Genomic DNA, 25893 nt, shown 5'->3' on the forward strand with positions numbered 1-25893 from the left:
TTGAAAGGTATCTTAGGAAAAAAACTCGGTATGACTCAAGTGTTTACTCCAGAAGGTAACGTAATCGCGGTTTCTGTTATCGAAGCTGGCCCTTGTGTGGTACTGCAAAAGAAAGACCTGAATATCGACGGATATGAAGCAGTGCAGTTGGGCTTTTTCGATAAAAAGGAAAGTCGCTCCAACAAGCCTGAACAAGGTCACGCCAAAAAGGCAAACGCAACACCTAAGCGCTACGTTCGCGAAATTCGCGGTGTTGACCTCGGGTCACTCGAGGTTGGACAAGAGCTTAAGGCTGACATCTTCGCAGAAGGCGAATTTGTTGACGTAACAGGTACTTCGAAGGGTAAAGGCTTCCAGGGTAACATCAAACGCTGGGGACAAAGCCGCGGACCAATGGCACACGGATCGCGCTACCACAGAAGACCAGGCTCCATGGGTTCCATTCAAGCTAACCGTGTTCCTAAGGGCAAACGCCTGCCAGGACATATGGGTCACACGACTGTAACGGTTCAAAAGCTTGAGATCATCCGAGTTGACGTAGAACGTAATGTATTGCTGGTTAAAGGCGCGATTCCGGGCCCTAAAAACAGCTTCGTGAAAGTTAAACAAACCGTTAAGAAATAATTTCTGAAGAAAGGAGGAACATGAAATGCCAAAAGTAACACTTTTTAATACTAGTGGTAACGAAGTTGGCGAAGTTGAACTGAGTGATTCAGTTTTCGGTATCGAACCGAATGTACATGTGCTGCATGAAGCTGCACTTATGCAAAGAGCTTCCCTTCGTCGTGGTACACACAAAGTAAAAGGACGTTCTGAAGTACGTGGCGGCGGACGTAAGCCTTGGAAACAAAAAGGTACAGGTCGTGCTCGTCAAGGCTCCATTCGTTCACCACAATGGAAAGGCGGCGGCGTAGTCTTCGGACCAACACCACGCAGCTATTCCTGGAAATTGCCTAAGAAGGTTCGCCGGTTGGCCATCAAATCCGCGTTGTCCTCAAAAGTACTTGAGAATGACATCATCGTATTGGATAGCTTGACTATGAGTGCTCCGAAGACGAAAGAATTCGCAGCTATTCTGAACAACCTGAAGGTTGGTACAAAAGCATTGATCGTAGCTCCTAGCTATGATGACAATGTAGCACTTTCCGCTCGTAACATCCCTGGGGTGAAATTCGTAGCGGCTGACGGCATCAATGTTCTTGACGTACTGACGTACGACAAACTGATTATCACTAAAGAAGCAGTTCTGAAGGTAGAGGAGGTGTTCGCGTAATGAAAGATCCGCGTGATATTATTAAGCGTCCGGTGATTACGGAACGCACATCCGAATACATGAGCGAATTGAAATACGCTTTTGAAGTGGATATCCGTTCTAACAAGACCGAAATCAAAAAAGCTGTTGAAGCTATTTTTAAAGTTAAAGTTGTTAGTGTGAACACAATGCGCGTACCTGGCAAACTGAAACGTTACGGCAAATATTCCGGTTACACTCCGGAGTGGAAAAAAGCCATCGTTAAGCTTAGCCCGGACAGCAAACCGCTCGAATTCTTTGAAGCGGTAGAATAATACTCTTAAAGTAAGGAGGAAACTATAGTGCCAATCAAAAAGTACAAACCGACCTCTCCGGCAAGACGCAACATGTCTGTGTCTACGTTTGAAGAAATCACAACAAACCAGCCAGAGAAATCGTTGCTTTCTCCGCTGTTCAAACATGCGGGACGCAACAACCAAGGTAAAATTACGGTTCGTCACCACGGCGGCGGACACAAGCGTAAATACCGTATCATCGACTTCAAACGGACTAAAGACGGCATACCAGGTAGCGTTGCTACAATCGAGTATGACCCGAACCGTACTTCCAATATTGCTTTGATCCACTATGCTGATGGAGAGAAACGTTATATTATCGCTCCTAAAGGCCTTAAAGTTGGGGATAAAGTTGAGTCCGGCCCTGCTGCGGACATCAAAATTGGTAACAGCCTTCCGCTAATCAACATCCCGGTAGGTACAATTATCCACAACATCGAGTTGAAACCAGGTAAAGGCGGACAATTGGTTCGTGCTGCTGGTACTGAAGCTCAGTTGCTGGGTAAAGAAGAAAAATACGTATCCGTTCGTTTGAACTCCGGCGAAGTTCGCAGAATCCTCAGCGTATGCCGCGCAACCATCGGATCCGTAGGTAACGAAGATCATGAATTGATCAAGATTGGTAAAGCCGGACGCAGCCGCTGGCTCGGACGTCGTCCTGAAGTTCGCGGTGTTGTCATGAACCCTAACGATCACCCACACGGTGGTGGTGAAGGCCGTGCTCCAATCGGACGTAAATCGCCAATGTCACCTTGGGGTAAACCAACCCTCGGCTACAAAACGCGTAAGAAAAACAAAGCATCTGATAAATATATCGTTCGTCGCCGCACAAAATAAGACGCTTCTGGCAAGTTAGGCTAGCGCGAAGCGTCGATTCGCGGTTTGAAGAACCGGATGAAGGGAGGATTCACACATGGGTCGCAGTTTAAAGAAGGGGCCGTTTATTGATGGCTACCTGCTGAAAAAAGTTGAGGATTTGAACGAGGCAGATAAGAAAGTTGTAGTTAAAACTTGGTCCCGTCGCTCAACCATTTTCCCTCAGTTTATCGGACATACGTTTGGTGTATATGACGGCCGCAAACACGTGCCTGTATACGTAACAGAAGATATGGTAGGTCACAAGTTGGGCGAGTTCGCGCCAACACGTACTTACAAAGGCCACGCGGGTGACGATAAGAAAACCAGAAGATAATTAACGTCTTCGTTTGAGAGGAGGGAAAACAATGGAAGCAAAAGCACATGCAAGATCGGTGCGGATTTCCGCTCGTAAAGCGAAACTGGTTGTTGACTTGATTCGCGGCAAGCAAGTGGGGGAAGCAATTGCAATTCTTCGCCACACTCCGAAATCCGCTTCTCCGGTTGTTGAGAAGCTACTGAACTCGGCGATTGCGAACGCTGAGCATAACTACTCTTTGGACGTGAACAGCTTGTTCGTAAGCGAAGTTTTCGTTAACCAGGGTCCAACTATGAAACGTTTCCGTCCGCGCGCCATGGGCCGCGCAAGCCGGATTAACAAACGTACCAGCCACATTACTTTGGTGGTATCTGAGAAATAAGGAGGGATAACACGTGGGTCAAAAGGTAAATCCAGTCGGACTCCGAGTCGGTATTATTCGCGATTGGGAATCTAAATGGTATGCAGGCAAAGATTTCGGTACTCTTTTAATGGAAGACGTCAAAATCCGGGAATACCTTAAAGGCAAGTTGAAGGATTCCGCTGTTTCCCGCATTGAAATCGAAAGAGCGGCAAGCCGCGTGAACGTTACAATTCACACTGCTAAACCTGGTATGGTAATTGGTAAAGGCGGAGCAGAAGTAGAAGTACTTCGCAGCGCAGTTACAACTATCGCCGGTGGCAAAAAAGTACACATCAACATCAACGAAATTAAACACCCTGAACTGGATGCAATTCTGGTTGCAGAAAGCATTGCACAACAATTGGAACGTCGCGTATCGTTCCGTCGTGCACTGAAACAAGCTATTCAGAGAACTATGCGTTCCGGCGCAAAGGGAATTAAAACTCAAGTAGGCGGACGTCTTGGCGGCGCTGAGATTGCCCGTTCAGAAGGTTATAGCGAAGGAACAGTTCCACTTCATACGCTTCGTGCTGATATCGATTACGGAACAGCTGAAGCACATACAACTTACGGCCTGATCGGCGTAAAAGTATGGATCTACCGTGGAGAAGTTCTTCCCCCAGCTAAGAAACAAGCTGCTCAGGAAGGAGGCAACTAATCATGTTGGTACCAAAACGCGTTAAACACCGCAAGCAACAACGCGGTCACATGAAGGGTATGGCAAAAGGCGGTACAGAATTGAACTTCGGCGAATATGGTTTGCAGGCTCTGGAACCATCGTGGATCACTAACCGTCAGATCGAAGCTGCCCGTATCGCAATGACTCGTTACATCAAACGTGGCGGTCAGGTATGGATCAAGATTTTCCCAGATAAGCCTATTACTCAGAAGCCTCTCGAGGTTCGTATGGGTAGTGGTAAAGGTAACGTTGAGAAGTGGGTAGCCGTAGTTAAACCGGGCAAGATTATGTTCGAACTCGGAGGCGTGTCGGAAGAAATCGCTCGTGAAGCGATGCGTCTTGCCGCTCACAAGCTGCCTGTAAAGACTAAGTTTGTGAAACGTGAAGAATTGGGTGGTGAAGCAAATGAAAGCTAATGAACTTCGCAACTTAACCACTGCCGAGATTGAACAAAAGATCGCTGGATTCAAAGAGGAACTTTTCAATCTCCGTTTTCAATTGGCAACTGGCCAACTGGATAACCCGACTCGGATTCGTGACGTGCGCAAGGAAATAGCTCGTGCTAAAACCGTTATCCATCAAAGAGTACTTGGGATCAGTTAAGTGACCGCGGATTCTTAATCCGTAATCAGGAAGGAGGCTAACTATGAGCGAAGAACGTAATGCACGTAAAGTGCTGACCGGTAAAGTAGTCAGTGATAAAATGGATAAAACCATCGTAATTGCTGTTGAAACCTATAAAAAGCACAATCTGTATCACAAACGCATCAAGTCCACGAAGAAATTCAAGGCACATGATGAAGAGAATGTAGCTAAAATTGGTGATGTCGTGAAAGTCATGGAAACTCGTCCATTGTCCAAAGACAAACGGTGGAGACTGGTTGAAGTGGTAGAAAAAGCGGTAATCATCTAATACGAAGCTGAACCCTTTCCGGAAGGAGGAAATTAATAATGATTCAACCATTTACACGTTTGCATGTGGCTGACAACTCTGGTGCGAAGGAACTGATGTGTATCCGCGTACTAGGTGGTACTGGACGCCGTACAGCAGCAATCGGCGATTTGATCGTTTGTTCCGTTAAACAAGCAACACCAGGCGGCGTTGTCAAAAAGGGTGATGTTGTTAAAGCGGTAGTTGTTCGTACGAAACGTTCTGTACGCCGTAAAGATGGATCTTACATCGCATTCGACGAAAACGCAGCTGTTGTTGTAAAAGACGACAGAAGCCCGCGCGGAACACGTATCTTCGGACCAGTTGCTCGCGAACTTCGCGACAAGGACTACATGAAGATCGTTTCCTTGGCACCGGAAGTAATCTAATAAATCGAGCCCGTCTCGGTTTTAATTGAAAAGGTCAGTTATAGGAGGTGTAATAAATGCCTAGAGTGAAAAAAGTTCTGGAATCCCATAACAATAAACTGCACGTGAAGAAAGATGATGTGGTACTTGTGATCAGCGGGAAAGACAAAGGTAAAAAAGGCCGTGTCATCGCTGCTTATCCTCGTGAAAACCGCGTCCTGGTAGAAGGCGTGAACATGGTGAAAAAACACCAGAAGCCGAACCAGTTGAATCCACAGGGTGGAATCATCGAGCAAGAAGCTTCGATTCATGTGTCCAACGTAATGCACATCGATCCGAAGAGCGGTAAAGTAACACGTATTGGCTACAAAGTGCTCGATAACGGTAAGAAGGTTCGGGTAGCAAAACGATCCGGAGAGATTATCGACTAATACAGTCCTAAAGAAAGGAGGTAAATCTTCATGGCAGCAAGAATGAAAGAACGTTTTCTGAATGAAATTACACCTGCTCTGATGCAGAAGTTTAACTATACTACTGTTATGCAAGTGCCTAAGATCGAGAAGATCGTCATCAACATGGGTGTGGGTGACGCTGTTCAAAACTCCAAAGTACTTGATGCTGCAGTAAATGATATGCAATTGATCACTGGTCAAAAGCCAGTTATCACTAAAGCAAAGAAATCCATCGCCGGTTTTAAACTGCGCGAGAATATGCCGATCGGGGTTAAAGTAACACTGCGCGGCGAGCGTATGTATTACTTCCTGGATAAATTGATCAACGTAACGCTTCCACGCGTACGTGACTTCCGTGGTATTTCCAACAAAGCCTTTGATGGCCGTGGTAACTACACACTGGGTCTTAAAGAGCAATTGATCTTCCCGGAAATCGAATATGACAAAGTGGATAAAGTCCGCGGTATGGACATCGTTATTGTAACGACTGCAAAGACGGACGAGGAATCCCGTGAGCTGCTGAATCAGCTGGGAATGCCTTTCACAAAATAAGAATCATCCATTTCTCCGAAAATGTTTAGGAGGTGTCAGTCTAAGTGGCAAAGACTTCAATGAAAGTTAAACAACAACGCGAGCCTAAGTTCAAAGTACGTGCATATACACGTTGCGAGCGTTGCGGTCGTCCACATTCGGTATTGCAAAAGTTCAAAATTTGCAGAATTTGTTTCCGTGAATTAGCTTATAAAGGCCAGATTCCTGGCGTGAAAAAAGCAAGTTGGTAAGAAGTTTATAAACGGGAAGGAGGTTTACACACATGACTATGTCTGATCCTATTGCAGATATGCTTACTCGTATTCGTAACGCCAACACTGTGCGTCACGAGACAGTAGAAATGCCTGCTTCTACTATGAAGAAACAAATCGCGGACATCTTGAAACGTGAAGGTTTCATCCGTGATGCTGAATTCGTTGAAGATAGCAAACAAGGGATTATCCGTATTTTCTTGAAATACGGCCCGAACCAGGAACGCGTTATCTCTGGTCTGAAAAGAATCAGTAAACCAGGTCTTCGCGTTTACACGAAGAGCAATGAAGTGCCTCGTGTACTCGGTGGTCTGGGAATCGCGATTATCTCCACATCTAAGGGAGTTATGACCGACAAAGAAGCTCGTCAATCAAAATCCGGCGGAGAAGTTGTCTGCTACATTTGGTAATAAACGTCACAAGATAAGGAGGTGCAACACATGTCTCGTATTGGTCGCAAACCAATCGCAGTACCTAGCGGTGTAGATGTCACTTTGGACAACGCCGTTATTACAGTAAAAGGTCCTAAAGGCACTTTGACTCGTGAGCTTCATAAAGACATGAAGATTACAGTTGAAAATAACGAAATCACTGTTGTTCGCCCGTCGGACAACAAATTGCATCGTTCACTTCACGGCACAACCCGCTCCGTTGTCAACAACATGGTGAGTGGTGTGACTGAAGGTTTCTCGAAATCTCTGGAGCTGGTTGGGGTCGGATATCGTGCAAGCAAATCCGGAGATAAAATCGTACTTAACGTTGGTTACTCCCACCCGGTTGAAATTACACCGGAAGCAGGTATCGAGTTCGATGTTCCTGCGAACACGAAGATCATCGTTAGAGGTATCGATAAAGAACGCGTAGGCGCTTATGCTGCCAAAATCCGTTCCGTACGTGAACCAGAACCGTACAAAGGTAAAGGTATCAAATATGAAGGCGAGCGTATCATCCGCAAGGAAGGTAAAGCTGGTAAGAAGAAATAACCAGCTCTACCTTAATTGTAAGATACCCCGTGCATCTTAAAGTGAAGCTGTTTACGGCAAACTGAAGGGAGTGAAAGGGAAGTCATGATTACAAAAGAGGATAAAAACAAGGCTCGTCTCAAAAGACACCTGCGTGTTCGTAAGAAGATCCAGGGTACTACTGAGCGTCCACGTTTGAACGTATTCCGTTCTTCGAAACACATCTACGCTCAATTGATCGATGACGTGACAGGCGCTACTATCGTATCCGCCTCCACACTGGATAAAGAATTGAGTGCTACAATCGGAAATGGCGGCAGCGTTGAAGCTGCAGGCAAAGTGGGTCAATTGATCGCTGAGCGCGCTAAAGAAAAAGGTTATGCAGTGGTTGTATTTGACCGCGGTGGATACTTGTACCATGGACGGATTCAGGCTTTGGCTAACGCAGCACGCGAAGCTGGTCTTGAATTCTAGAATATTTCTTAAAAGGAGGTTAACGACTTGCGTGTAGATCCGAACAGTTTAGAACTGACAGAAAGAGTTGTGCACATTAACCGTGTTGCAAAAGTTGTAAAAGGCGGACGCCGTTTCAGCTTTAGCGCACTTGTTGTTGTGGGCGACGGCAACGGCTATGTCGGTGCGGGTATCGGTAAAGCCGGCGAAGTTCCGGATGCCATCCGTAAAGGCATTGAAGACGCCAAGAAAAACCTGATCCACATTCCAATCGTAGGAACTTCGATTCCTCACTTGGTTACTGGGCATTTCGGCGCAGGACGCGTTCTGCTGAAACCAGCATCCGAAGGTACCGGCGTTATCGCTGGTGGTCCAGTTCGTGCGGTACTTGAATTGGCAGGCGTTGGCGACATCTTGACAAAATCTTTGGGTTCTTCGAATTCCATGAACATGGTCAATGCTACTTTAGAGGGACTTTCCCGTCTGAAACGCATTGAAGAGGTCGCGAAGCTTCGCGGCAAATCTGTCGAAGAATTACGCGGTTAAGGAGGGGAACGTCAATGGCAAAGTTGCAAATTACCCTCGTACGCAGTGTGATCGGACGTCCAGAAACACAACGTGTTACTGTTAAGACGCTCGGCCTGCGCAAAACCAACTCGTCCGTGGTTCACAACGATACTCCTGCAATTCGCGGAATGATCAACAAAGTGAGTCACTTGCTATCCGTTACTGAAATTGAAGGCTAATTGCCTCGCATAAATTAACAAACATAAGGAGGTGCAAACGATGAAGTTACATGAACTTGCTCCAGCTCCTGGTTCACGCAAAGAACGCAACCGCGTTGGTCGTGGTCCAAGTAGCGGGAACGGTAAAACTTCGGGCCGCGGTCACAAAGGTCAAAACTCCCGTTCCGGCGGTGGTGTGCGTCCAGGCTTCGAGGGTGGACAAAATCCACTCTATCGTCGTCTGCCTAAACGTGGTTTCATCAATCCTACCCGTAAAGAGTACGCGATTGTGAACCTGGAAGATCTGAATAGCTTTGCTGAAGGAACAGAAGTGACTCCACAACTGTTGCTTGAAACTGGTGTTGTCAGCAACACTAAGAGCGGCATTAAGATTCTCGGCAATGGCGAACTGGCTGTTAAATTGACTGTACAAGCAAATAAGTTCTCTCAATCTGCGGTAGAGAAAATCGAAGCTGCCGGCGGTAAAACCGAGGTGATCTAATGTTCAAGACGCTTAAGAATATATGGCATGTTGAAGATTTGCGCAAAAAGATCCTGTTTACCCTGTTCGTTCTGATCATTTACCGCATCGGTTCGTTTGTACCGGTTCCCGGTGTGAACAAAGAAGTACTGGAATCAACAAATCAGAGCGGAGACGCTTTGATGGGTCTTTTGAACACCTTCTCGGGCGGAGCGCTCAAAAACTTCTCGATTTTTGCGATCAGCATTTACCCGTATATTACAGCATCCATCATAGTGCAATTGCTCTCGATGGATGTTATCCCTAAGTTTGCCGAATGGGCTAAGCAAGGGGAGCACGGGAAAAAACAACTGGCGCAAATTACGCGTTACGGCACAGTAGTGCTAGGTTTGATTCAAGCGTTTGCCACATCTATCGGTTTTAACCGGATTTATGGCACTGAGATGATTCCAAATGCAACCTTTGCGGATTACCTGCTTATCGCGATCATACTGACGGCGGGTACATCGTTCTTGATGTGGTTAGGTGAACAGATCACTGAAAAGGGAATAGGAAACGGGATTTCGATCCTGATTTTTGCGGGAATCGTCGCTGCTATACCGGGATATTTCACGGCTACGGCACAATCAAGCTTCATTCAGCCGGATCAGATGTTCCTGAATATTCTTAAAGTCGTTATTATACTGCTCGTGGTTGTAGCGATTATTGTCGGGGTTATCTTTGTTCAACAAGGTATCCGTAAAATCCCTGTACAATATGCTAAACGCGTAGTCGGTAACAAAATGTACGGTGGACAGAATACGCATATTCCGCTTAAAATTAATGCGGCTGGTGTAATTCCTGTTATCTTCGCCGTTTCACTGCTTCAATTCCCGGTTGTTCTCTCATCTTTCTGGTCTACACATGATTGGGCAAAATGGATTGCCAAGTACTTGGCAATTGAAGCACCGCTCGGAATGCTCCTGTATGTGGTAATGATCATCGGATTTACGTTCTTCTATACGTTTGTTCAGATGAATCCGCAGCAGATGGCAGAGAATATGAAGAAGAACGGCGGATACATTCCAGGTATTCGTCCGGGCAAGGCAACTGAGAAGTATCTGACCAGAGTAATGTCCCGCCTGACTATGTCTGGCGCGTTGTTCCTGGCTTTGATCTCTATCTTGCCAATGTTCTTTGGTACTCTGGCAGGGCTGCCTAAGCAGGTTAAAATCGGCGGTACTGCGCTGCTGATCGTAATCGGTGTGGCATTGGATACCATGAAGCAGATCGAGAGCCAATTGATCAAACGCCATTACAAAGGCTTCATCAATAAATAGGCGATAGGTTCCGGTGAAGTACCTAGGGTTTTAAACTTCCCGGTACCTATTGTGCTGTTTCTTGCTTGGTGGCGAACTTTTGGGGGGAGAAGAGAATCGTGAACATTTTATTCATGGGCCCTCCTGGGGCAGGCAAGGGAACACAAGCCGCTGTAGTAGTGAAGGAACTTGGTATTCCGCATATTTCGACTGGAGATGCTTTCCGCTTGGCGATCAAGCAGGGAACTCCAATCGGGCTGAAGGCTAAATCTTACACGGAACAAGGCTTGCTTGTACCTGATGATGTGACTATTGGAATCGTTGAAGAACGGCTGCAGCAGTCCGATTGCGAAAAAGGTTTTTTATTGGATGGCTTTCCAAGAACCCTTTCGCAAGCGGAAGCGCTGGGAGAAATCCTTAGCCGACTCGGCACTTCATTGGATCACGTAATCAACTTGAATGTGGACCGCGGACTGCTGATGGCGCGCCTTACAGGACGCCGGATCTGCAGCACTTGCGGAACATCCTACCATTTAATTTTCAACCCGCCGAAGCAAGATGGCATCTGCGACATTGATGGCGGTGAATTGTATCAGCGTCCGGATGACAACGAAGAGAGTGTAGGCAAGCGTCTGGATGAGTATGATAACAAAACAGCGCCGCTGCTTGCATTTTATGACGATAAAGGTCTTTTGCGTCAGGTAAACGGAGAAAACGAAATCAATGTCGTTTCTTCCGAAATCGTGTCTTTATTGCGGGGTTAATGTAATGATCATTTGTAAATCCGAACAGGAACTTGCCTTTATGAGGGAAGCTGGACGAATTGTTGCCGAGAGTCACCGCCGTATTGCTGAGGCTATAGAGCCTGGTATTACAACTGGAGAACTCGACAGAATCGCCGATCAATACATCCGCAGTCAAGGTGCTGTGCCGTCTTTCAAAGGTTACAACGGTTTTCCTGCCAGCATTTGCGCTTCAGTCAACGAACAATTGGTGCATGGATTTCCAGGTAAACGCAAACTGGTAGAAGGCGATATTGTTACGCTGGATATCGGTGCAGAGTACCGCGGTTATCACGGTGATTCCGCCTGGACCTACGGGGTGGGCAGCATTTCTGAAGAGGCTCAGCGTCTGCTGGACGTCACGGAAGGCTCCTTGTACGCAGGACTGGCGTTAATCAAACCGGATGTGCGCTTGTTTACAATCTCCCATGCTATCCAGCAGTACATCGAGGACGCCGGCTTCTCCGTTGTCCGCGAGTATGTTGGTCATGGCATTGGGGCAGAACTGCATGAAGAACCGCAAATTCCGAACTATGGCATAGCGGACCGCGGACCACGTCTGAAGCCGGGTATGGTACTCGCGATTGAGCCGATGGTTAACGCCGGGGACAGATATGTCAGAACGCTGGAAGATAACTGGACGGTCGTTACGGTAGACGGTTCACTATGCGCTCACTTTGAGCATACAGTAGCAGTTACACCGGACGGCATGGAGATTTTCACAAAACTGAATGCGTAGGTGATCTTCACGTGAATACTGGGAGCAGCCCGCAGATTGGTCAAATCGTGAGAATTCTCAAAGGCAAGGATGCCGGAGAGGCTGCCGTTGTTATCGCAGTTGTTGATAGCAGATTTGTATATATTGCTGACGGGGACAAACGCAAGTTTGATAGTCCAAAGAAGAAGAATATTCAGCACTTGGAGCTCATACCCTTCATCAGCAATGAGATTGTAGATAGTTTGGAAGAAACCGGCCGGGTAACCAACGGAAAGCTGCGGTTCGCAGTGATGAAGTATGGGGGGCCAGCTGGAAAAAGTGCTAATGAGAAAGGAGACTAACTGTGGCTAAGGAAGATGTCATTGAGGTAGAAGGAACGGTCATTGAGCCGTTGCCTAACGCAACGTTTAAGGTTGAGCTTGAGAACGGTCATCAAATACTTGCCCATGTGTCCGGGAAATTGCGGATGCACTTTATCCGTATCCTAACCGGAGACAAAGTGGTCGTGCAGTTATCGCCTTATGATTTATCAAAAGGCCGTATAACTTACCGTAAATAGATGGGAACTACAACAAAAGTTTTGCTTCGCAAAACTTTGAGGAGGTAATTAACATGAAGGTAAGACCTTCTGTAAAGCCCATTTGCGAAAAATGCAAAGTCATCCGCCGCAAAGGGACTGTTATGGTAATTTGCGAAAATCCGAAACACAAACAAAAACAAGGTTAAGAAGGGGGTGTAGCGTAAAATGGCTCGTATAGCTGGAGTGGATTTGCCACGTGATAAGCGCGTTGAGATCGCCTTGACTTATATTTTCGGAATCGGTAAAACGACTTCCCAGAAAATTCTTAATGAAACAGGCATTGACGTTAACACACGTGTCCGTGATTTGACGGAAGATGAAGTCAGCAAACTGCGTGAAACGATCGACAAGCAGGTTAAGGTTGAAGGTGACCTTCGTCGTGAAATTTCCTTGAATATTAAACGTCTTACTGAGATCGGCTGTTACCGCGGTGTTCGTCACCGTCGTGGATTGCCTGTTCGCGGTCAACGTACCAAAACAAATGCCCGTACCCGTAAAGGCCCGCGTCGTACGGTAGCAAACAAAAAGAAATAAGAAGAGGTGATAAGAGACAATGGCTAAACCGAAAAAAGTCGTACGTACGAAACGTCGCGACCGGAAAAATATCGAGTCTGGCGTGGCACATATCCGTTCCACGTTCAATAACACTATCGTTACGATCACGGACCCTCACGGAAATGCAATTTCCTGGGCAAGCTCCGGCGGTCAAGGATTCAAAGGTTCCCGTAAATCGACTCCATTTGCAGCGCAAATGGCAGCCGAATCTGCTGCTAAAGCAGCTATGGAACACGGCATGAAGTCCGTTGAAGTTATGGTTAAAGGACCGGGCGCGGGCCGCGAAGCAGCCATCCGTTCCCTTCAGGCCGCTGGCCTTGAAGTAAACCTCATTAAAGACGTTACTCCGGTTCCTCACAATGGATGCCGTCCGCCGAAGCGTCGCCGCGTTTAGTAAAATCAGAATTGTGATTGTGGTATAATTCTGACGCATCTGCTAATAATAGGTGTTTAGGCATACTACATGATACACCTGATGGGGTGACTGTTTCATATAGGAGCGACGTTTGAAGGAGGGGTACACTCGTGATAGAAATCGAAAAGCCGAAGATTGAGACCGTAGAAGCCAATGATGATGGAACCTATGGGAAATTCGTAATTGAACCGCTGGAACGTGGATATGGCACGACTCTGGGGAATTCGCTTCGCCGGATCTTGCTTTCCTCCCTTCCGGGAGCCGCAGTGACTTCGGTCCAAATTGACGGCGTTCTGCATGAGTTCTCGACCGTTCCCGGCGTAATGGAAGATGTGACGGAAATCATCCTGAACCTTAAAGCTCTGTCTCTGAAGATTCATTCGGATGAAGAGAAAGTGTTCGAGATTGATGCTGAAGGAGAAGGCATTGTTACCGCAGGTGATATTCGTGCGGATAGCGATGTTGAGATCCTGAACCCGGATCTTCATATTGCAACGCTGGGACCTGGAGCGAGACTACACATGCGCATTTTTGCAGGCCGTGGTCGCGGCTACGTCCAAGCGGACCGGAACAAACGCGACGATCAGCCAATCGGTGTTATTCCAGTTGACTCCATCTACACTCCTATTTCCCGCGTGAATTATGGTATTGATAATACCCGTGTTGGTCAAGTGACTAACTACGACAAATTGACGCTTGAAATTTGGACGGATGGCAGTATCAGACCGGAAGAAGCCGTTAGTCTTGGAGCCAAAATTTTGAACGAGCACCTCGTTCTGTTCGTAGGTCTTACGGACGAAGCGAAAGACGCCGAAATTATGGTTGAAAAAGAAGAAGACAAAAAAGAAAAAGTACTCGAGATGACCATCGAAGAGCTAGATCTTTCTGTCCGTTCCTACAACTGCCTCAAACGTGCCGGTATTAATACCGTGCAAGAGCTGACTACGAAAACTGAAGAAGATATGATGAAGGTCCGTAACCTGGGTCGCAAATCTTTGGAAGAAGTTCAAGAGAAGCTTGAGGAGCTTGGTTTGGGTCTTCGTACAGAAGAATAGTTATAGGGCTTCTTGAGATTTGAGTGAAGGAGGGAAAACAAATGGCATACCAAAAATTGGGCCGTGATTCCAGCGCGCGCAAAGCACTATTCCGCGATATGGTAACGGATCTGTTCCTATACGAACGCATCCAGACAACAGAAGCCAAGGCGAAGGAAGTTCGTTCCATCGCTGAGAAACTGATCACAAAAGCGAAAAAGGGCGATCTTCATGCTCGTCGTCAAGTAGCAGCATTTGTTCGTCGTGAGACTGTAGACGGTGAACAAGATGCAATCCAAAAATTGTTCTCTGATATTGCTCCTCGTTACACTGAGCGTCCAGGCGGATACACTCGTATCCTGAAGCTGGGACCTCGCCGTGGCGATGCTGCGCCTATGGTTTATCTTGAACTGGTAGACCGCGCGTAGTTTCACAAGCATGATTTCCGGATGTACGCATTACGTATTTAACGTTATTGTACTGCAGGGCATTTTGACCCTGCCGTGCAAATAACCGCGGGAATCACCTTGTATAGAGTAGAAGGAGCTCCCGCCGGGGCTCTTTTTTTATGAAACAGAAAAACCTATGGACTAACAGGAGAATGAAATGCGCAATCTATTGATGAAAGTCAATTATGACGGTACCCATTATGATGGCTTTCAGACCCAGCCTCAGGGCAATACGATTCAGGACAAGCTGGAGCATGCCATTCTTCATCTGACCGGTGAGACGCTCAAGATAACGGGCTCAGGACGGACAGACGCAGGAGTGCACGCTTATGGCCAACCTTTTAATTTCATAACCTCTTCCCAGATCCCGCTGGAACGCTGGTGTCTGGCTCTGAACGCCAGGCTTCCGCAGGATATCGTGGTTACCGAGGCCTGGGAGGTTCCGCTCTCTTTCCACTCCCGTAGAGGAGCGAAGCGTAAAACCTACCGGTACACGATTAACGGCAACCGGTTCCCGGATCCGTTCCAGCGGCGCTGGCAGCATCATCATCCGATGAAGCTGGATATTCCGGCGATGGAGCAGGGGTTGGCTGGGCTGCTGGGCACCCATGATTACACTTCATTTGCGTCCAGGAAGTCTACCAAGACTTCGCATGTACGCACGATATTTGAAGCACGTCTTGAGGTGGACCGCAGCATGTGCCGGCCCGGGTCTCCCGATCAGGGTGTTTTCCATACGTATATTACAGGCAGTGGCTTCCTGCAGCATATGGTACGCATAATTATGGGCACGCTGATGCAAGTGGGGCAAGGCAAGATCAGCGCGGATAGAATCCCTCTAATTCTTGCGGCATGTGACCGCGCGGCAGCCGGACCTACAGCTGTGTCTAAGGGTTTGGCACTCTGGAGTGTAGAATATGACGAGAATGAGAACTAAACGATCAGCACAATATTTTCTATGAAAAATAGTGTTTGAAAAGTTAAAAATCACTTGCACTTGTCATGTTTATGCTGTAATATAAAAGTTGTGTTTTCTTGATGGCTATCCCACAGCCCCGATCAAGGAAATGCCAACAAACAAGCTTTTCTTAACTCACATAATTGTAATCCAATGAGAAACAAGATATACGAAACAGATGATTTTCGTACGAGAACAAGGAGGAAACATTCATGCGTACCACCTATATGGCGAAGCCGAACGAAGTTGAACGCAATTGGCACATCATTGATGCCGAAGGCAAAACACTTGGCCGTTTGGCAAGCGAAGCCGCTGCTCTAATCCGTGGCAAACACAAACCGCAATTCACTCCACATGTTGATACTGGAGATTTCGTAATTGTTATCAACGCTGAGAAGATTCACCTGACCGGTAAGAAAATGCAAAACAAGAAATACTACCGTCACTCGATGCACCCAGGTGGTTTGAAAGTCACTGTTGCTGAAGACCTGATCAAAACCAAACCTGAGCGTATGATTGAATTCGCAGTTCACGGCATGATTCCTAAGACTCGTCAAGGGGATCACATGAAACTGAGACTCAAAGTATATGCAGGCGCTGAACATCCACATGCAGCACAAAAACCTGAAGTTTACGAACTTCGCGGATAAGAATAGAGGAGGACAGTTTCATGGCACAAGTACAATACTATGGGACAGGTCGTCGTAAACATTCGGTAGCACGTGTTCGCCTTGTACCGGGTGAAGGACGCATTGTCATTAACAAACGCGAGATGGACGAATATTTCGGTGTAGAAACACTGAAGATGATCGTAAGACAACCTTTGAACCTGACTGAAACTCTGGGCAACTACGATGTAATCGTTCTTGCACATGGTGGCGGCATTTCCGGTCAAGCTGGCGCAATCCGTCACGGTATCTCCCGTGCATTGCTTAAAGTAGACCCTGAATATCGCGGTGCGCTGAAGAAAGCCGGCTTCCTGACTCGTGACCCACGTATGAAGGAACGTAAGAAATACGGCCTCAAAGCCGCTCGTCGTGCTCCACAGTTCTCGAAACGTTAATATCTGTCTCCTTGTTATCAAGGAACTCAAGCTCCTGGCCTTTATGGCCGGGAGCTTTTTTATTGTTTATATCACCAAAATATTAAATTCCCGAATACTTTATTCCAAAATGAACAAAACCCATTGACTTCGGCACTGAAACAGATATACTATACCATATAGAATTAGTCGGGATTAATCTCTCAGAGGATTCGATCTTGGCTATATCCGGATGGAGGAAGATTAAATGAATCTGCTTGAGAAAGAGGATTTAATCAAAGTTAAAGCTGAAGAATTGGAGAATGCCACTCCCGAAGAGATTATCCGCTGGGCGGTAGAGACTTTTCCTAATATAACCTTTGCCTGCAGCTTTGGTGCCGAGGATGTAGTACTGGTGGATATGATCCAGAAGGTCAGCCCGTCGACAGATGTGTTCTATCTCGACACCGATTATCATTTCAAGGAAACCTATGAGACAAGAGATATTATGGCTGACAAGTACGGAATGGAGTTCGTCCGTGTATCGCCGCAGATTACAGTGGAAGAGCAGGCGCTGCAGTATGGTGAGGCGCTTTGGAACACTGACCCGAATCAATGCTGCGCCATCCGTAAGGTTGAGCCGCTCACGCGTATTCTTTCGCAATACGACGCTTGGATTACCGGAATTCGCCGTGACCAGGCGCCAACCCGCGCCAACTCCAAAAAGGTGGAGTATGATAACAAATTTGGCCTTGTAAAGTTTAATCCGATTGCAAGCTGGACCACAGAGGATGTATGGAATTATATCCGCGAGAATGATGTAGTCTATAACCCGCTTCATGACCGTAACTTCCCTAGTATCGGCTGTGAGCAATGCACCCGGGCTGTTATGCCTGGTGAAGATCCGCGTGCCGGAAGATGGTCCGGATCAGACAAAACAGAATGTGGATTGCATAAATAACACACTAGCATTGCACACAGGAGGAGAGAACAAGGATGACTTCAATACTTCCTCATGGAGGAGCGCTGGTTCAGCGTATAGCAGAGGGTGTGGAGAGAGAACAACTCTTGCAGCAAGCCTCAGCCAATAAATCAATTGCTCTCAATACATGGACTTTATCTGATTTGGATTTGATTGGTGTAGGTGCATTTTCGCCGCTTACTGGTTTCTTGAATGAAGCGGACTACCATTCTGTGGTCACTAGCATGCGTCTGGCAGATGGAACTGTATGGAGCATTCCTATCACACTCGCTGTTGATGACAAGCAGGCGGCATCCCTTGCAGTGGGTGAAAGAGTGTCGCTGATTGGTGAAGAAGACGGTGTAATCTACGGACTGCTTGATATTGAGAGTATTTACGAAGTGGATCAGCAGCTTGAAGCGCAGAATGTTTTCAAGACAACCGATCCAGAGCATCCTGGCGTAAGCAAACTGCTCGCCCGTCCGGCAACTTATGTAGGTGGTCCTATAACTGTACTGAACCGGCCGCAGCCTGAGAAATTCGGTGAGTTCTATTTCGACCCTGCCGAGACCCGTCAGATCTTCGCGGATAAAGGCTGGAGAACCGTTGTGGGCTTCCAGACACGCAATCCGGTGCACCGCGCTCATGAGTACATCCAGAAGTGCGCTATGGAGGTTGTAGACGCCCTGTTCCTGAATCCGCTTGTAGGTGAAACCAAGTCTGACGATGTGCCGGCCAACGTGCGGATGAAGAGTTATCTTGCGCTGCTGGAGAATTATTATCCGGAGAACCGCACATTCCTCGGTGTATTCCCGGCGGCAATGCGTTATGCCGGACCGCGTGAAGCGATATTCCATGCGATGGTGCGCAAGAATTACGGCTGCACACATTTTATTGTCGGTCGTGATCATGCCGGTGTGGGTGACTACTATGGCACTTACGAAGCCCAGGAGATCTTTGCGAACTTTACCGCCGAGGAACTTGGTATTACGCCATTATTCTTCGAACATAGCTTCTTCTGTGTGAAATGCGGCAACATGGCCTCCAGCAAAACCTGCCCGCATCCGGGTGATCAGCATTTGACGCTCTCCGGAACTAAGGTACGGGCACTTCTTCGCGACGGACAATGTCCGCCACCTGAATTCACGCGCCCCGAAGTGGCGCAGATTCTGATTGAAGGCATGTCTCCGGAAGTTTCGGTCCAAGCTTAAACAGCCAGTACTATTTGGCCCTCTTGTCCCATATAGATGAGTAGAATCTATCGGGACGAGGGGGTCTTTGTTATGTCTGGAGGGCAGCAGCATAAAGTCTCGGTCTGGATCTCTTGGAGCAGCATCAAAAAAAGCATCCTGGGCACTGCATTACTCGCTGTGATGATCGGTATTATTGCTTATGATATGCCGACTGCCAAGACGATCAATTATTGGAGTCTGCCGCTTTCCGGCAAGGTAATTGCCATTGATGCTGGCCACGGGGGGCCGGATGGCGGTGCAGTGAGCCGTGAGGGGCTGATTGAGAAGGATATCAACCTTTCGGTGTCCCTTTATTTGCGTGACTATCTGCAGCAGGCGGGAGCTATTGTAGTAATGACCCGGGAAGGGGATTATGATCTGGCCCAGGACAGCACCAAAGGGTATGCCAAGCGCAAGACGGAGGATCTGAAGCAGCGGGTCAGAAGCATCGAGGAGAAGGGCGCCGATCTGTTTATCAGCGTACATATGAACAGTATTCCTTCGAACCGCTGGAGCGGAGCACAAACCTTCTATTATCCAAGCAATGAGGGCAACAAGGCGTTGGCCGGATTGGTACAGGATGAGCTGAAGGCTACCCTTGAGAATACAGACCGTGTGCCCAAGACTGCGAACACCATTTATTTGTTAAAAGTATTAAAGATGCCTGCTGTCTTAGTTGAGGTAGGGTTCCTATCCCATCCTGAGGAATCCGTTCTGCTTGGAGACGATGTGTATCAACGGAAGGTGGCAACCAGTATCTACCGGGGGATCCTGCGGTATACCTCTGAGCAGCCATAGGGTGGGACTACTCTTCCGCCGGAGGGTAATGCTATAATAGACGAAAATACCGGAGCTTACCTGTCCGGGAAGGAACAGAGGTGCTTTCCATGCTGACTAGGGAACAAATTCAGGAACTTTTGCAGCCGCTCACAGACCCGGAATCCGGAAAAAGCCTTGTCGAATTACAGCTGATCCGCGATATCATGATTAAAGAAGACCGGATCTCGCTATCTGTCGTGTGTCTTGACTCCGAGGAGAAGCAGCGTATGGAGCTGGAGCAGCAGGTTCGCGATCTGCTTACTGAAGGCGGAGCGGATAATATTCATATCCGTCTGCGTGATGCCACCGATTATGAACGCGCTATACTCCGTGGAGAGAGTGCAGAGGACGAGCGGGAATCAGAACAAGGCGAGAAGCTGAAAGGCCATGCAGCGGGCCTTGAGGGGCATGAGCTGATCAATGAGAATTCGGGCGTGAACTTCATCGCGATCGCCAGCGGCAAGGGCGGAGTGGGAAAGTCTACGGTGACGGTGAACCTTGCCGTAGCACTAGCCAGAAAAGGTAAAAAGGTCGGTCTGATCGACGCCGACATTTATGGCTTCAGTATCCCGGATATGATGGGCATTGAAGAGGGACCAGTCGTGGAAGAAGGTACCATTATTCCGGTGGAACGATTTGGAGTGAAGGTCATGTCGATGGGCTTCTTCATCCGTGAGAATAGTCCTGTTATCTGGAGAGGGCCGATGCTTGGCAAAATGCTGCGCCAGTTCTTCAGCGATGTAGGCTGGGGCGAGCTGGATTACCTGCTGCTGGATCTGCCTCCGGGAACGGGCGATGTGGCGCTTGACGTGCACCAGATGCTGCCGCACAGCAAGGAGATCATTGTAACCACCCCTCATGCTACGGCGGCCTTTGTGGCTGCCAGAGCAGGCTCTATGGCTCTGCAGACGGATCATGAGATTCTTGGGGTCATCGAGAATATGGCGTATTATGAATGTTCCTCCTGCGGCAAGAAAGATTATATCTTCGGACGCGGCGGAGGTGCCCGTCTGGCCGAAACGCTGCATACAGAGCTGCTGGCCCAGGTGCCGCTCGGTGCACCGGACAACCATATCTCTGAGCCTGATTTCTCACCGTCAGTGTATAAGGCGGATACGCCAACCGGAGGGTTATTTGCAGAAATTGCAGACAAGCTGATCGCTAAGTACGAGGAGTAAGCGCTGAGTAATTTGTTTGCAACACAAAAAAGGCCTGTCCCATATGGGGCAAGGCCTTTTTTGAATAGAATGTATGTTATTTTAGGAGCCGGAATCATCTCCGCCTTCCTGCTTCTGACTGTCGCCCCCGCTTTCCTGTTCCTCTCCGCCGCCCCCGCCGCCTTTTTCGGCATCCTTTTTCTGTACCTTAGGCTGCAGCTCTTCCTGTACTACAGTTTTGAGCAGATCAAGCACTTCCATACGGAAGAGCGGGTTCTGCATGGCCTCCTGCATAATGGTCATAGATTGCTTGCGGTAATCGGAAGTCTTAGTAAGGTCGAGGAACATCTTCATCATTTCAGGCGATTTCATAATTTCTTCGACAGACTTTTGATAAGTGGGGTCCTTGATTAATTGAAGATGCAATTCCTTGCTCTGCGTATTAATCGCTTTGGCGAACTCCCCGGCAAACTGCGGGTCCGTCATGATCTTTTCGATTTCCTTCTGGTACTCAGGAGCTGTGATGGTGTCTTTAACCGCGATCCGGATCTGCTCGGTTGTTTGCATCGGCATCATTTTCATGCTCAGCCCGCTTGTGCTGCTTTCACCCGAGCTGGGGGTGGAGAGGGCCTCCTCAACCGCTTTTTTTCCCTCATCACTTTTCAATATATCTACAACCATCGTCTTCATTTCCTTATATCCGCCCTGTCCGGAAGAAGAACTGCTGCTCTGTTCGCCTCCGCAGGCCGTTAAGGCCATAACCAAGCCGAGTGCCAAGCCTCCAGACCACAAAGTCCTCCATTTCATTGGCGCTGCCCTCCTTTATAGAGTTACTGACTGTAGTATGCCGCGGGGGCACACATTTATGTTGGAGTGTAATGGTTTTTTGACGGTAACCTTGGTAAAATAAATCTGACACGGGGAGGTGAAAGCGCTGAACTTAAGAAAATGGTTTTATTTATTCTGGACCACGCTTTTGATCGGAGCAGGAGGGGCCGTGATTGCCGGCCTTGCCCTGCAGATAGTCAATGGCGGAATCGATTTCAAGAGCACCGCCGACCTTTTACTTTACTCCCTGATCCTTTTTGGCTACGGAGTGCTCGTCAGTGTATATGCACAGCTGGGGTTCTTCGCTTATCTGATTCTTAATTACATGGGCACCGGCGTGTTCCCGCGCAAGGCATGGCGGTACATACAACTGGTGCTGGCAGTGCTCGCGCTGCTTGAACTGGTTTTCCTGCGTACATTTGTGAGCGGGGACCGGAGTGTTGCATCCGACCTGATTTTGGGTCTGGGGATTCTGCTTACCGCAATTATTGTTTCCTGGTTCAAAATGCGGGGTACCAATGCTTCAGCCTGGATTCCAACCTTTTTCTTTATGACCGCCATCACCATTGTTGAGATTATCGGTGTACTCCGGATCGGCGTAGATAGCGCCACCATTTTTATTCTGGTTCCGCTGGTCGCTTGCAATGCGTTCCAGATTTTGATGCTGCACCGGATTTTGAAACCGGCCTCAATTTAAAAGTCCATAAACCAAAACCCCGCTCACCTGAATACACTCAGGGTGGCGGGGTTTTGGCATTGCTTGTGCGGAACGGTTAAAATCAACTTTAAGAGGTTAATCTTAAAGAACAGAGTGGAGGAGGGAATATATGAACATCAAGCGTTATATGATAAAAGACACAAGTGAAACACGCCTGAAGGACCTCGATCCCAATGAACGCGGTGAATTCAAATCCAAAGAAGAAGCGGAAGCCAAAATGGAGAAGCTGAAGAAACGGCTGGCTGAGCTTCAGGATATCCTTTTTGCACAAAAGAAGCATTCCCTGCTCGTTATACTTCAAGGGATGGATTCCAGCGGGAAGGACGGGACCGTTAAGCATATTTTCTCCGGCATCAACCCGCAAGGGTTCATCGTTACCAGCTTCAAGAAGCCCTCTCTTGAGGAGGAAGCTCACGATTTCCTGTGGAGAGTCCATATGAAGACACCACCCAAAGGCTATATCGCTGCGTTCAACCGTTCACATTATGAAGATGTGCTGGTACCGCGTGTGCATGGCAGCCTGAAGAAAGAGGATGCCAAGCGGCGTTTCCGCTACATCCGCCAGTTTGAGGAAATGCTGGCGGAAGAGGGGACAACGGTAATCAAGCTCTTTCTGCATATCTCCAAGGAGAAGCAGCTGGAGAAGATCCAGGAGCGGCTTCATGATCCGGCGAAACATTGGAAGTTCGACGCCAGTGATCTGCAGGAGCGTGAATACTGGGACGATTATCAAAAGGCCTATGAAGATGTTTTTGAGCAAAGCAGCATAGAGAAAGCCCCGTGGTACTGGATTCCGGCGAATCACCGGTGGTACCGCAATTACCTGGCGCTGGCCATTGTGGTGAAAACGCTGGAGGGGCTTGACCTGAGTTATCCGAAACTAAATACACCTACTCCGGATATTTCCGAGCTTATTTCTCCGCGCCACTAACAGATAACTATCCCCTGCAGCGGCTGCGTTCAGAATAGGCCAGATCTACATGCCGGCAGCGTCTTCCAAGCCATTATCCAGCCAAGCGGAGTCGCGGACTTCCTTGCCTTCGGCACTGCTTTGGCTGATTAGTTCAGAGACAGTAACGAATTCATATCCCTGGCTGCGCAGCTTATCAATGATTTGCGGCAATGCCTCATGAGTCTGCTTACAGGAGTCACTGGCATGCAGCAGTACGATATCTCCGGGATGGGCCTTGCTCGTCACACGGTTCACGATATTATCCACACCGATATTCTTCCAGTCCAGCGAATCCGTATCCCATTGAATGACCTTATAACCAAGGTCAGAGGCGACCTGCAGCACTCTTTTGTCAAAATCGCCGTTAGGCATTCTGATCAGATTAGGCTGTGTTCCCGTCAGTTCGGTTAATACCGTATGGGCAGTAGTAATTTGCGTACGGATTTCTTCATTGCTCAGCGTACTGTAGTTCACATGCTTGTGGCCGTGGCTGCCAATCTCATATCCGGCGTCTTTGATGCTGGTGACAATCTCTGGATGGGTCTTACTCCAAGGGGAGGATAGAAAGAAGGTAGCCTTATCCACCTTTTTGTCTTCCAGCACCTTCAGGATCGGTTCCGGTCTCTTCTCCCCCCAGCTAATATCAAAGGTTAAGGCGATCAGCTTCTTTTCCGTCGGCACGCTGTAAATGGCGGAAGGGGCTGCTTCAGAGAAAACAGTAATATTACCCCTCTCGACATAGACGACGCCGGCGGTAAGAAGCGCAGCAGCAAAGATATAAATGAACCGTTTTATCTTTTTGCCGCTGAATACATAAAAAGAATTCATAATGTCAGCGCTCCTCTCCCATGCGAAATGCTTGTTTGTTCTAAATGTATGCTCGTACAGGGCGCTTATGACCGCAGATATAAAACCGCAGCAAATGCTTTTAAAGAGCGATACCATTTCAGGAGGTACACATGTTATCTTTTAATACGTTTATCAAAGATCTGGGAACGATCCGCAAAGCGCTGCTGACAGCAGCCTTGTTATTCATAGCCGGCGGAGTAATTGGCTGGATCGGTACGGGAAGTCTGCAGCAGCTGCTGAATGAGCAATTGAAAGGAATCAGCGAAATCAGCGGGAGCCTTAGAGAATCCTCTAATCCGCAATGGAGCTTTTTTGTATTTATCTTTCTGAACAACAGCATCAAAAGCGTGGTTATTATATTTCTAGGGGCACTGTTTGGAATATTGCCGGTGTTCTTCCTGCTGATTAACGGTGCAGTCATTGGTTATCTCATTCATCTGTCCGCAATACAGGGACAGGACCTGTTCACCCTGATTGTAAAAGGATTGCTGCCGCACGGGATTATCGAGATTCCGGCAATCATTATTGCCTGTGCCTTTGGTCTGAGATTCGGAGGCAAAGCGTTATCTGCCCTGTTTCGGGCGGGAAAGAGGAATGAGAGGGAAGCAGACCATTGGCAGGCGTTCATGCGGCAGACTTTTACCGCTTCGGTATGGATAGTTATTCTGCTGTTCATCGCGGCAATTATTGAGAGTACAATTACATTTTCACTTTTATCATAAAATTTATGGGAATTGAGCATAACATTAAAAGCCAAATAAATTGGTCCCATAGTCGGAATTTGGATATAAAGAGACCATAATGGAATTTTTTATAATTATGGTTATAGATCCTATGCTCCGGTTAATCTAGTGTAAGCAGTACAATTGGAGCTTCCCACATCGAATGGTCTATTTTCTACAGTAGAAGACACGGCATTTGATGGTTGTTGATAGCTATGAATTTCATGAAGGAGGCCAAGCATATGCTCGGGATGTTGTTCAATGAGAAGGAATGCAAGGAGCTGGACTATGTTTTGCGCAAAGAGCTGGATGAAATGCTTCTGGATTTGAGCGATCAGCGTTTAGATCAGAATATCAGACACGCTATTGCCAATCGATATAAAACCGTATTCCGTATGTATGCACGTTTTGCCCCACAGAAGGAGTTGTCCAAGTACGCGTGGGGAGGACGTTCCTCACAGTTCAAACATTGAATTCTAAAGGCTATAAGACCAGAACAAATAAAATTAACCTAATAGCTTGACTAAAAGGGAGCCGGCATGATACATTATATCTCGCGCTCCTTTTGAATGTTTAAAAGGGTGCTGCAGGCAGGAAATAATGAAAAATAACTTTTTCAAAAAAAAGCTTGCCAAACAACGAAACACTATGATATATTATAAAGGTCGCCGCTGAGATGCGGTGAAGAGCTAAAATGAGACATTGATCTTTGAAAACTGAACAACGAGTGAGTGGGAAATCACGAAAGTGACTTCCAAAATAGAGAATGAAAATTCTCGTCAGATGTTTCAAAATGAGCAATCGCTCTTTCTAAATACAATTTGGAG

General features: G+C 47.6%; 43 protein-coding genes. 41 read left to right on the forward strand and 2 right to left on the reverse strand.

The features are described 5' to 3' along the window. The 37 genes from rplC (at position 1) to NSU14_RS35840 (ending at position 21018) form a co-directional block, all read left to right on the forward strand. Positions 1–624, forward strand: coding sequence for a 50S ribosomal protein L3 (gene rplC / locus NSU14_RS35660; protein ID WP_340949073.1), 624 nt, complete (start codon positions 1–3; stop codon positions 622–624). Between the two features lie 25 nt (positions 625–649). Further along, entirely contained in the window at positions 650–1273 is a 624-nt protein-coding gene (gene rplD / locus NSU14_RS35665; RefSeq protein ID WP_039298632.1) for a 50S ribosomal protein L4, read from the forward strand. Continuing rightward, positions 1273–1566, forward strand: coding sequence for a 50S ribosomal protein L23 (gene rplW, locus NSU14_RS35670; RefSeq protein ID WP_039298634.1), 294 nt, complete (start codon positions 1273–1275; stop codon positions 1564–1566). The genes rplD and rplW overlap by 1 nt, the downstream gene beginning before the upstream one ends. A gap of 27 nt (positions 1567–1593) precedes the next feature. Continuing rightward, positions 1594–2424 carry a 50S ribosomal protein L2 gene (gene rplB / locus NSU14_RS35675; RefSeq protein ID WP_039298637.1) on the forward strand — a complete coding sequence of 277 codons (831 nt, stop codon included), beginning with the start codon at positions 1594–1596 and terminating at the stop codon, positions 2422–2424. Between the two features lie 76 nt (positions 2425–2500). After that, the gene (gene rpsS, locus NSU14_RS35680) at positions 2501–2779 is read left to right on the forward strand and encodes a 30S ribosomal protein S19 (RefSeq protein ID WP_039298640.1); all 279 of its coding nucleotides are present in this window, start codon (positions 2501–2503) and stop codon (positions 2777–2779) included. Between the two features lie 31 nt (positions 2780–2810). Continuing rightward, positions 2811–3143 (forward strand): 50S ribosomal protein L22, encoded by a 333-nt coding sequence (rplV, locus tag NSU14_RS35685; protein ID WP_036680546.1) that lies wholly within the window; start codon positions 2811–2813, stop codon positions 3141–3143. Between the two features lie 13 nt (positions 3144–3156). Then, positions 3157–3822, forward strand: a complete 666-nt coding sequence (rpsC, locus tag NSU14_RS35690) for a 30S ribosomal protein S3 (protein WP_039298645.1) — start codon at positions 3157–3159, stop codon at positions 3820–3822. A 2-nt stretch (positions 3823–3824) separates the two neighbouring features. Then, positions 3825–4259 (forward strand): 50S ribosomal protein L16, encoded by a 435-nt coding sequence (rplP, locus tag NSU14_RS35695; RefSeq protein WP_039298647.1) that lies wholly within the window; start codon positions 3825–3827, stop codon positions 4257–4259. Continuing rightward, positions 4249–4446 carry a 50S ribosomal protein L29 gene (rpmC, locus tag NSU14_RS35700; protein WP_019908232.1) on the forward strand — a complete coding sequence of 66 codons (198 nt, stop codon included), beginning with the start codon at positions 4249–4251 and terminating at the stop codon, positions 4444–4446. Before rplP ends, rpmC begins: the two co-directional genes overlap by 11 nt. 43 nt (positions 4447–4489) lie before the next feature. Continuing rightward, positions 4490–4756 (forward strand): 30S ribosomal protein S17, encoded by a 267-nt coding sequence (gene rpsQ / locus NSU14_RS35705; protein WP_039298654.1) that lies wholly within the window; start codon positions 4490–4492, stop codon positions 4754–4756. A gap of 38 nt (positions 4757–4794) precedes the next feature. Next, a complete protein-coding gene (gene rplN / locus NSU14_RS35710; protein WP_019908234.1) occupies positions 4795–5163 on the forward strand; it encodes a 50S ribosomal protein L14 in 369 nt (122 codons plus the stop codon). A gap of 56 nt (positions 5164–5219) precedes the next feature. Beyond that, a complete protein-coding gene (gene rplX, locus NSU14_RS35715; protein WP_019908235.1) occupies positions 5220–5573 on the forward strand; it encodes a 50S ribosomal protein L24 in 354 nt (117 codons plus the stop codon). A 30-nt stretch (positions 5574–5603) separates the two neighbouring features. After that, positions 5604–6146, forward strand: a complete 543-nt coding sequence (rplE, locus tag NSU14_RS35720) for a 50S ribosomal protein L5 (RefSeq protein WP_039298657.1) — start codon at positions 5604–5606, stop codon at positions 6144–6146. Between the two features lie 44 nt (positions 6147–6190). After that, a complete protein-coding gene (locus NSU14_RS35725; RefSeq protein WP_036589425.1) occupies positions 6191–6376 on the forward strand; it encodes a type Z 30S ribosomal protein S14 in 186 nt (61 codons plus the stop codon). A 32-nt stretch (positions 6377–6408) separates the two neighbouring features. Next, positions 6409–6807 (forward strand): 30S ribosomal protein S8, encoded by a 399-nt coding sequence (rpsH, locus tag NSU14_RS35730; protein ID WP_019908239.1) that lies wholly within the window; start codon positions 6409–6411, stop codon positions 6805–6807. 30 nt (positions 6808–6837) lie between these two features. Next, positions 6838–7380, forward strand: coding sequence for a 50S ribosomal protein L6 (gene rplF / locus NSU14_RS35735; RefSeq protein WP_036721827.1), 543 nt, complete (start codon positions 6838–6840; stop codon positions 7378–7380). A gap of 84 nt (positions 7381–7464) precedes the next feature. After that, complete coding sequence (rplR, locus tag NSU14_RS35740; RefSeq protein WP_042140134.1) at positions 7465–7833, forward strand: 50S ribosomal protein L18; 369 nt, start codon at positions 7465–7467, stop codon at positions 7831–7833. A gap of 27 nt (positions 7834–7860) precedes the next feature. Next, positions 7861–8358, forward strand: coding sequence for a 30S ribosomal protein S5 (gene rpsE, locus NSU14_RS35745; RefSeq protein WP_036652980.1), 498 nt, complete (start codon positions 7861–7863; stop codon positions 8356–8358). Positions 8359–8372: 14 nt separating this feature from the next. Beyond that, positions 8373–8558 (forward strand): 50S ribosomal protein L30, encoded by a 186-nt coding sequence (gene rpmD / locus NSU14_RS35750; protein ID WP_019908243.1) that lies wholly within the window; start codon positions 8373–8375, stop codon positions 8556–8558. 40 nt (positions 8559–8598) lie between these two features. Further along, positions 8599–9039, forward strand: coding sequence for a 50S ribosomal protein L15 (gene rplO, locus NSU14_RS35755; RefSeq protein WP_039298666.1), 441 nt, complete (start codon positions 8599–8601; stop codon positions 9037–9039). After that, the gene (gene secY / locus NSU14_RS35760; protein ID WP_042140133.1) at positions 9039–10337 is read left to right on the forward strand and encodes a preprotein translocase subunit SecY; all 1299 of its coding nucleotides are present in this window, start codon (positions 9039–9041) and stop codon (positions 10335–10337) included. The genes rplO and secY overlap by 1 nt, the downstream gene beginning before the upstream one ends. A 98-nt stretch (positions 10338–10435) precedes the next feature. Beyond that, a complete protein-coding gene (locus NSU14_RS35765; protein WP_042140132.1) occupies positions 10436–11080 on the forward strand; it encodes an adenylate kinase in 645 nt (214 codons plus the stop codon). Positions 11081–11084: 4 nt separating this feature from the next. Next, entirely contained in the window at positions 11085–11837 is a 753-nt protein-coding gene (map, locus tag NSU14_RS35770) for a type I methionyl aminopeptidase (protein WP_042140131.1), read from the forward strand. A gap of 11 nt (positions 11838–11848) precedes the next feature. Continuing rightward, a complete protein-coding gene (locus NSU14_RS35775) occupies positions 11849–12157 on the forward strand; it encodes a KOW domain-containing RNA-binding protein (RefSeq protein ID WP_042140130.1) in 309 nt (102 codons plus the stop codon). 2 nt (positions 12158–12159) lie between these two features. Next, on the forward strand, positions 12160–12375 hold the full coding sequence (infA, locus tag NSU14_RS35780) for a translation initiation factor IF-1 (protein ID WP_018753971.1): 216 nt from the start codon (positions 12160–12162) through the stop codon (positions 12373–12375). Between the two features lie 53 nt (positions 12376–12428). Then, positions 12429–12542: a 50S ribosomal protein L36 gene (rpmJ, locus tag NSU14_RS35785; RefSeq protein WP_003322638.1), complete on the forward strand. Its 114-nt coding sequence runs from the start codon at positions 12429–12431 to the stop codon at positions 12540–12542. A 19-nt stretch (positions 12543–12561) separates the two neighbouring features. Beyond that, positions 12562–12930, forward strand: coding sequence for a 30S ribosomal protein S13 (rpsM, locus tag NSU14_RS35790; protein WP_025706577.1), 369 nt, complete (start codon positions 12562–12564; stop codon positions 12928–12930). A gap of 19 nt (positions 12931–12949) precedes the next feature. Continuing rightward, entirely contained in the window at positions 12950–13345 is a 396-nt protein-coding gene (gene rpsK / locus NSU14_RS35795; protein WP_019908251.1) for a 30S ribosomal protein S11, read from the forward strand. Between the two features lie 131 nt (positions 13346–13476). Next, positions 13477–14421, forward strand: a complete 945-nt coding sequence (locus tag NSU14_RS35800) for a DNA-directed RNA polymerase subunit alpha (protein WP_039298711.1) — start codon at positions 13477–13479, stop codon at positions 14419–14421. 41 nt (positions 14422–14462) lie between these two features. Then, positions 14463–14828, forward strand: coding sequence for a 50S ribosomal protein L17 (rplQ, locus tag NSU14_RS35805; protein WP_019908254.1), 366 nt, complete (start codon positions 14463–14465; stop codon positions 14826–14828). A 178-nt stretch (positions 14829–15006) separates the two neighbouring features. Further along, a complete protein-coding gene (gene truA / locus NSU14_RS35810; protein ID WP_340949075.1) occupies positions 15007–15786 on the forward strand; it encodes a tRNA pseudouridine(38-40) synthase TruA in 780 nt (259 codons plus the stop codon). A 233-nt stretch (positions 15787–16019) separates the two neighbouring features. Continuing rightward, positions 16020–16457 carry a 50S ribosomal protein L13 gene (rplM, locus tag NSU14_RS35815; RefSeq protein ID WP_042140128.1) on the forward strand — a complete coding sequence of 146 codons (438 nt, stop codon included), beginning with the start codon at positions 16020–16022 and terminating at the stop codon, positions 16455–16457. A gap of 20 nt (positions 16458–16477) precedes the next feature. Continuing rightward, the gene (gene rpsI / locus NSU14_RS35820) at positions 16478–16870 is read left to right on the forward strand and encodes a 30S ribosomal protein S9 (RefSeq protein WP_042140127.1); all 393 of its coding nucleotides are present in this window, start codon (positions 16478–16480) and stop codon (positions 16868–16870) included. A gap of 226 nt (positions 16871–17096) precedes the next feature. Beyond that, the gene (locus NSU14_RS35825; protein ID WP_039310345.1) at positions 17097–17789 is read left to right on the forward strand and encodes a phosphoadenylyl-sulfate reductase; all 693 of its coding nucleotides are present in this window, start codon (positions 17097–17099) and stop codon (positions 17787–17789) included. A gap of 35 nt (positions 17790–17824) precedes the next feature. Continuing rightward, positions 17825–19000, forward strand: a complete 1176-nt coding sequence (gene sat / locus NSU14_RS35830) for a sulfate adenylyltransferase (protein WP_042140126.1) — start codon at positions 17825–17827, stop codon at positions 18998–19000. Between the two features lie 72 nt (positions 19001–19072). Then, a complete protein-coding gene (gene cwlD, locus NSU14_RS35835) occupies positions 19073–19819 on the forward strand; it encodes an N-acetylmuramoyl-L-alanine amidase CwlD (RefSeq protein WP_042140125.1) in 747 nt (248 codons plus the stop codon). Positions 19820–19908: 89 nt separating this feature from the next. After that, on the forward strand, positions 19909–21018 hold the full coding sequence (locus NSU14_RS35840) for an Mrp/NBP35 family ATP-binding protein (RefSeq protein WP_336102768.1): 1110 nt from the start codon (positions 19909–19911) through the stop codon (positions 21016–21018). Between the two features lie 81 nt (positions 21019–21099). Here NSU14_RS35840 and gerD read toward each other — a convergent pair whose 3' ends face one another. Continuing rightward, on the reverse strand, positions 21100–21804 hold the full coding sequence (gene gerD / locus NSU14_RS35845; protein WP_042140123.1) for a spore germination lipoprotein GerD: 705 nt from the start codon (positions 21802–21804) through the stop codon (positions 21100–21102). A 127-nt stretch (positions 21805–21931) separates the two neighbouring features. Between gerD and NSU14_RS35850 the strand changes: the two genes are divergently transcribed. Both NSU14_RS35850 and NSU14_RS35855 read left to right on the forward strand, forming a co-directional pair. Continuing rightward, positions 21932–22522 carry a KinB-signaling pathway activation protein gene (locus NSU14_RS35850; protein WP_042141718.1) on the forward strand — a complete coding sequence of 197 codons (591 nt, stop codon included), beginning with the start codon at positions 21932–21934 and terminating at the stop codon, positions 22520–22522. A gap of 130 nt (positions 22523–22652) precedes the next feature. Then, a complete protein-coding gene (locus tag NSU14_RS35855) occupies positions 22653–23474 on the forward strand; it encodes a PPK2 family polyphosphate kinase (protein WP_042217852.1) in 822 nt (273 codons plus the stop codon). 45 nt (positions 23475–23519) lie between these two features. Here the strand turns inward: NSU14_RS35855 and pdaB are convergent, their stop codons facing one another. Next, positions 23520–24323, reverse strand: a complete 804-nt coding sequence (pdaB, locus tag NSU14_RS35860) for a polysaccharide deacetylase family sporulation protein PdaB (protein WP_042239954.1) — start codon at positions 24321–24323, stop codon at positions 23520–23522. Positions 24324–24454: 131 nt separating this feature from the next. Here pdaB and NSU14_RS35865 point away from each other — a divergent pair, with 131 nt between their 5' ends. Together NSU14_RS35865 and NSU14_RS35870 are read left to right on the forward strand one after the other, a co-directional pair. After that, on the forward strand, positions 24455–25066 hold the full coding sequence (locus NSU14_RS35865; protein WP_042140120.1) for a stage II sporulation protein M: 612 nt from the start codon (positions 24455–24457) through the stop codon (positions 25064–25066). A gap of 242 nt (positions 25067–25308) precedes the next feature. Further along, positions 25309–25539 carry a hypothetical protein gene (locus NSU14_RS35870; RefSeq protein WP_025336637.1) on the forward strand — a complete coding sequence of 77 codons (231 nt, stop codon included), beginning with the start codon at positions 25309–25311 and terminating at the stop codon, positions 25537–25539. Positions 25540–25893 lie beyond the last annotated feature (354 nt).

The organism is Paenibacillus sp. FSL R10-2771 (genome assembly GCF_038000205.1).
GTDB lineage: Bacteria > Bacillota > Bacilli > Paenibacillales > Paenibacillaceae > Paenibacillus_AQ > Paenibacillus_AQ phytohabitans.

Coding starts and splice junctions, on each gene's coding strand:
- rplP (WP_039298647.1), top strand. CDS start 3,825: ATGTTGGTACCAAAACGCGTTAAACACCGCAAGCAACAACGCGGTCAC.
- rpmD (WP_019908243.1), top strand. CDS start 8,373: ATGGCAAAGTTGCAAATTACCCTCGTACGCAGTGTGATCGGACGTCCA.
- NSU14_RS35865 (WP_042140120.1), top strand. CDS start 24,455: ATGTTATCTTTTAATACGTTTATCAAAGATCTGGGAACGATCCGCAAA.
- secY (WP_042140133.1), top strand. CDS start 9,039: ATGTTCAAGACGCTTAAGAATATATGGCATGTTGAAGATTTGCGCAAA.
- rpsK (WP_019908251.1), top strand. CDS start 12,950: ATGGCTAAACCGAAAAAAGTCGTACGTACGAAACGTCGCGACCGGAAA.
- rplX (WP_019908235.1), top strand. CDS start 5,220: ATGCCTAGAGTGAAAAAAGTTCTGGAATCCCATAACAATAAACTGCAC.
- rplQ (WP_019908254.1), top strand. CDS start 14,463: ATGGCATACCAAAAATTGGGCCGTGATTCCAGCGCGCGCAAAGCACTA.
- rplV (WP_036680546.1), top strand. CDS start 2,811: ATGGAAGCAAAAGCACATGCAAGATCGGTGCGGATTTCCGCTCGTAAA.
- rplM (WP_042140128.1), top strand. CDS start 16,020: ATGCGTACCACCTATATGGCGAAGCCGAACGAAGTTGAACGCAATTGG.
- pdaB (WP_042239954.1), bottom strand. CDS start 24,323: ATGAATTCTTTTTATGTATTCAGCGGCAAAAAGATAAAACGGTTCATT.
- rplW (WP_039298634.1), top strand. CDS start 1,273: ATGAAAGATCCGCGTGATATTATTAAGCGTCCGGTGATTACGGAACGC.
- gerD (WP_042140123.1), bottom strand. CDS start 21,804: ATGAAATGGAGGACTTTGTGGTCTGGAGGCTTGGCACTCGGCTTGGTT.
- rpmJ (WP_003322638.1), top strand. CDS start 12,429: ATGAAGGTAAGACCTTCTGTAAAGCCCATTTGCGAAAAATGCAAAGTC.
- rpsH (WP_019908239.1), top strand. CDS start 6,409: ATGACTATGTCTGATCCTATTGCAGATATGCTTACTCGTATTCGTAAC.
- rplE (WP_039298657.1), top strand. CDS start 5,604: ATGGCAGCAAGAATGAAAGAACGTTTTCTGAATGAAATTACACCTGCT.
- NSU14_RS35855 (WP_042217852.1), top strand. CDS start 22,653: ATGAACATCAAGCGTTATATGATAAAAGACACAAGTGAAACACGCCTG.
- rplF (WP_036721827.1), top strand. CDS start 6,838: ATGTCTCGTATTGGTCGCAAACCAATCGCAGTACCTAGCGGTGTAGAT.
- rpsQ (WP_039298654.1), top strand. CDS start 4,490: ATGAGCGAAGAACGTAATGCACGTAAAGTGCTGACCGGTAAAGTAGTC.
- rplN (WP_019908234.1), top strand. CDS start 4,795: ATGATTCAACCATTTACACGTTTGCATGTGGCTGACAACTCTGGTGCG.
- truA (WP_340949075.1), top strand. CDS start 15,007: ATGCGCAATCTATTGATGAAAGTCAATTATGACGGTACCCATTATGAT.
- rpsM (WP_025706577.1), top strand. CDS start 12,562: ATGGCTCGTATAGCTGGAGTGGATTTGCCACGTGATAAGCGCGTTGAG.
- rplD (WP_039298632.1), top strand. CDS start 650: ATGCCAAAAGTAACACTTTTTAATACTAGTGGTAACGAAGTTGGCGAA.
- NSU14_RS35825 (WP_039310345.1), top strand. CDS start 17,097: ATGAATCTGCTTGAGAAAGAGGATTTAATCAAAGTTAAAGCTGAAGAA.
- rplO (WP_039298666.1), top strand. CDS start 8,599: ATGAAGTTACATGAACTTGCTCCAGCTCCTGGTTCACGCAAAGAACGC.
- rplR (WP_042140134.1), top strand. CDS start 7,465: ATGATTACAAAAGAGGATAAAAACAAGGCTCGTCTCAAAAGACACCTG.
- NSU14_RS35870 (WP_025336637.1), top strand. CDS start 25,309: ATGCTCGGGATGTTGTTCAATGAGAAGGAATGCAAGGAGCTGGACTAT.
- cwlD (WP_042140125.1), top strand. CDS start 19,073: ATGTCTGGAGGGCAGCAGCATAAAGTCTCGGTCTGGATCTCTTGGAGC.
- sat (WP_042140126.1), top strand. CDS start 17,825: ATGACTTCAATACTTCCTCATGGAGGAGCGCTGGTTCAGCGTATAGCA.
- NSU14_RS35840 (WP_336102768.1), top strand. CDS start 19,909: ATGCTGACTAGGGAACAAATTCAGGAACTTTTGCAGCCGCTCACAGAC.
- map (WP_042140131.1), top strand. CDS start 11,085: ATGATCATTTGTAAATCCGAACAGGAACTTGCCTTTATGAGGGAAGCT.
- rpsS (WP_039298640.1), top strand. CDS start 2,501: ATGGGTCGCAGTTTAAAGAAGGGGCCGTTTATTGATGGCTACCTGCTG.
- rpsI (WP_042140127.1), top strand. CDS start 16,478: ATGGCACAAGTACAATACTATGGGACAGGTCGTCGTAAACATTCGGTA.
- rpmC (WP_019908232.1), top strand. CDS start 4,249: ATGAAAGCTAATGAACTTCGCAACTTAACCACTGCCGAGATTGAACAA.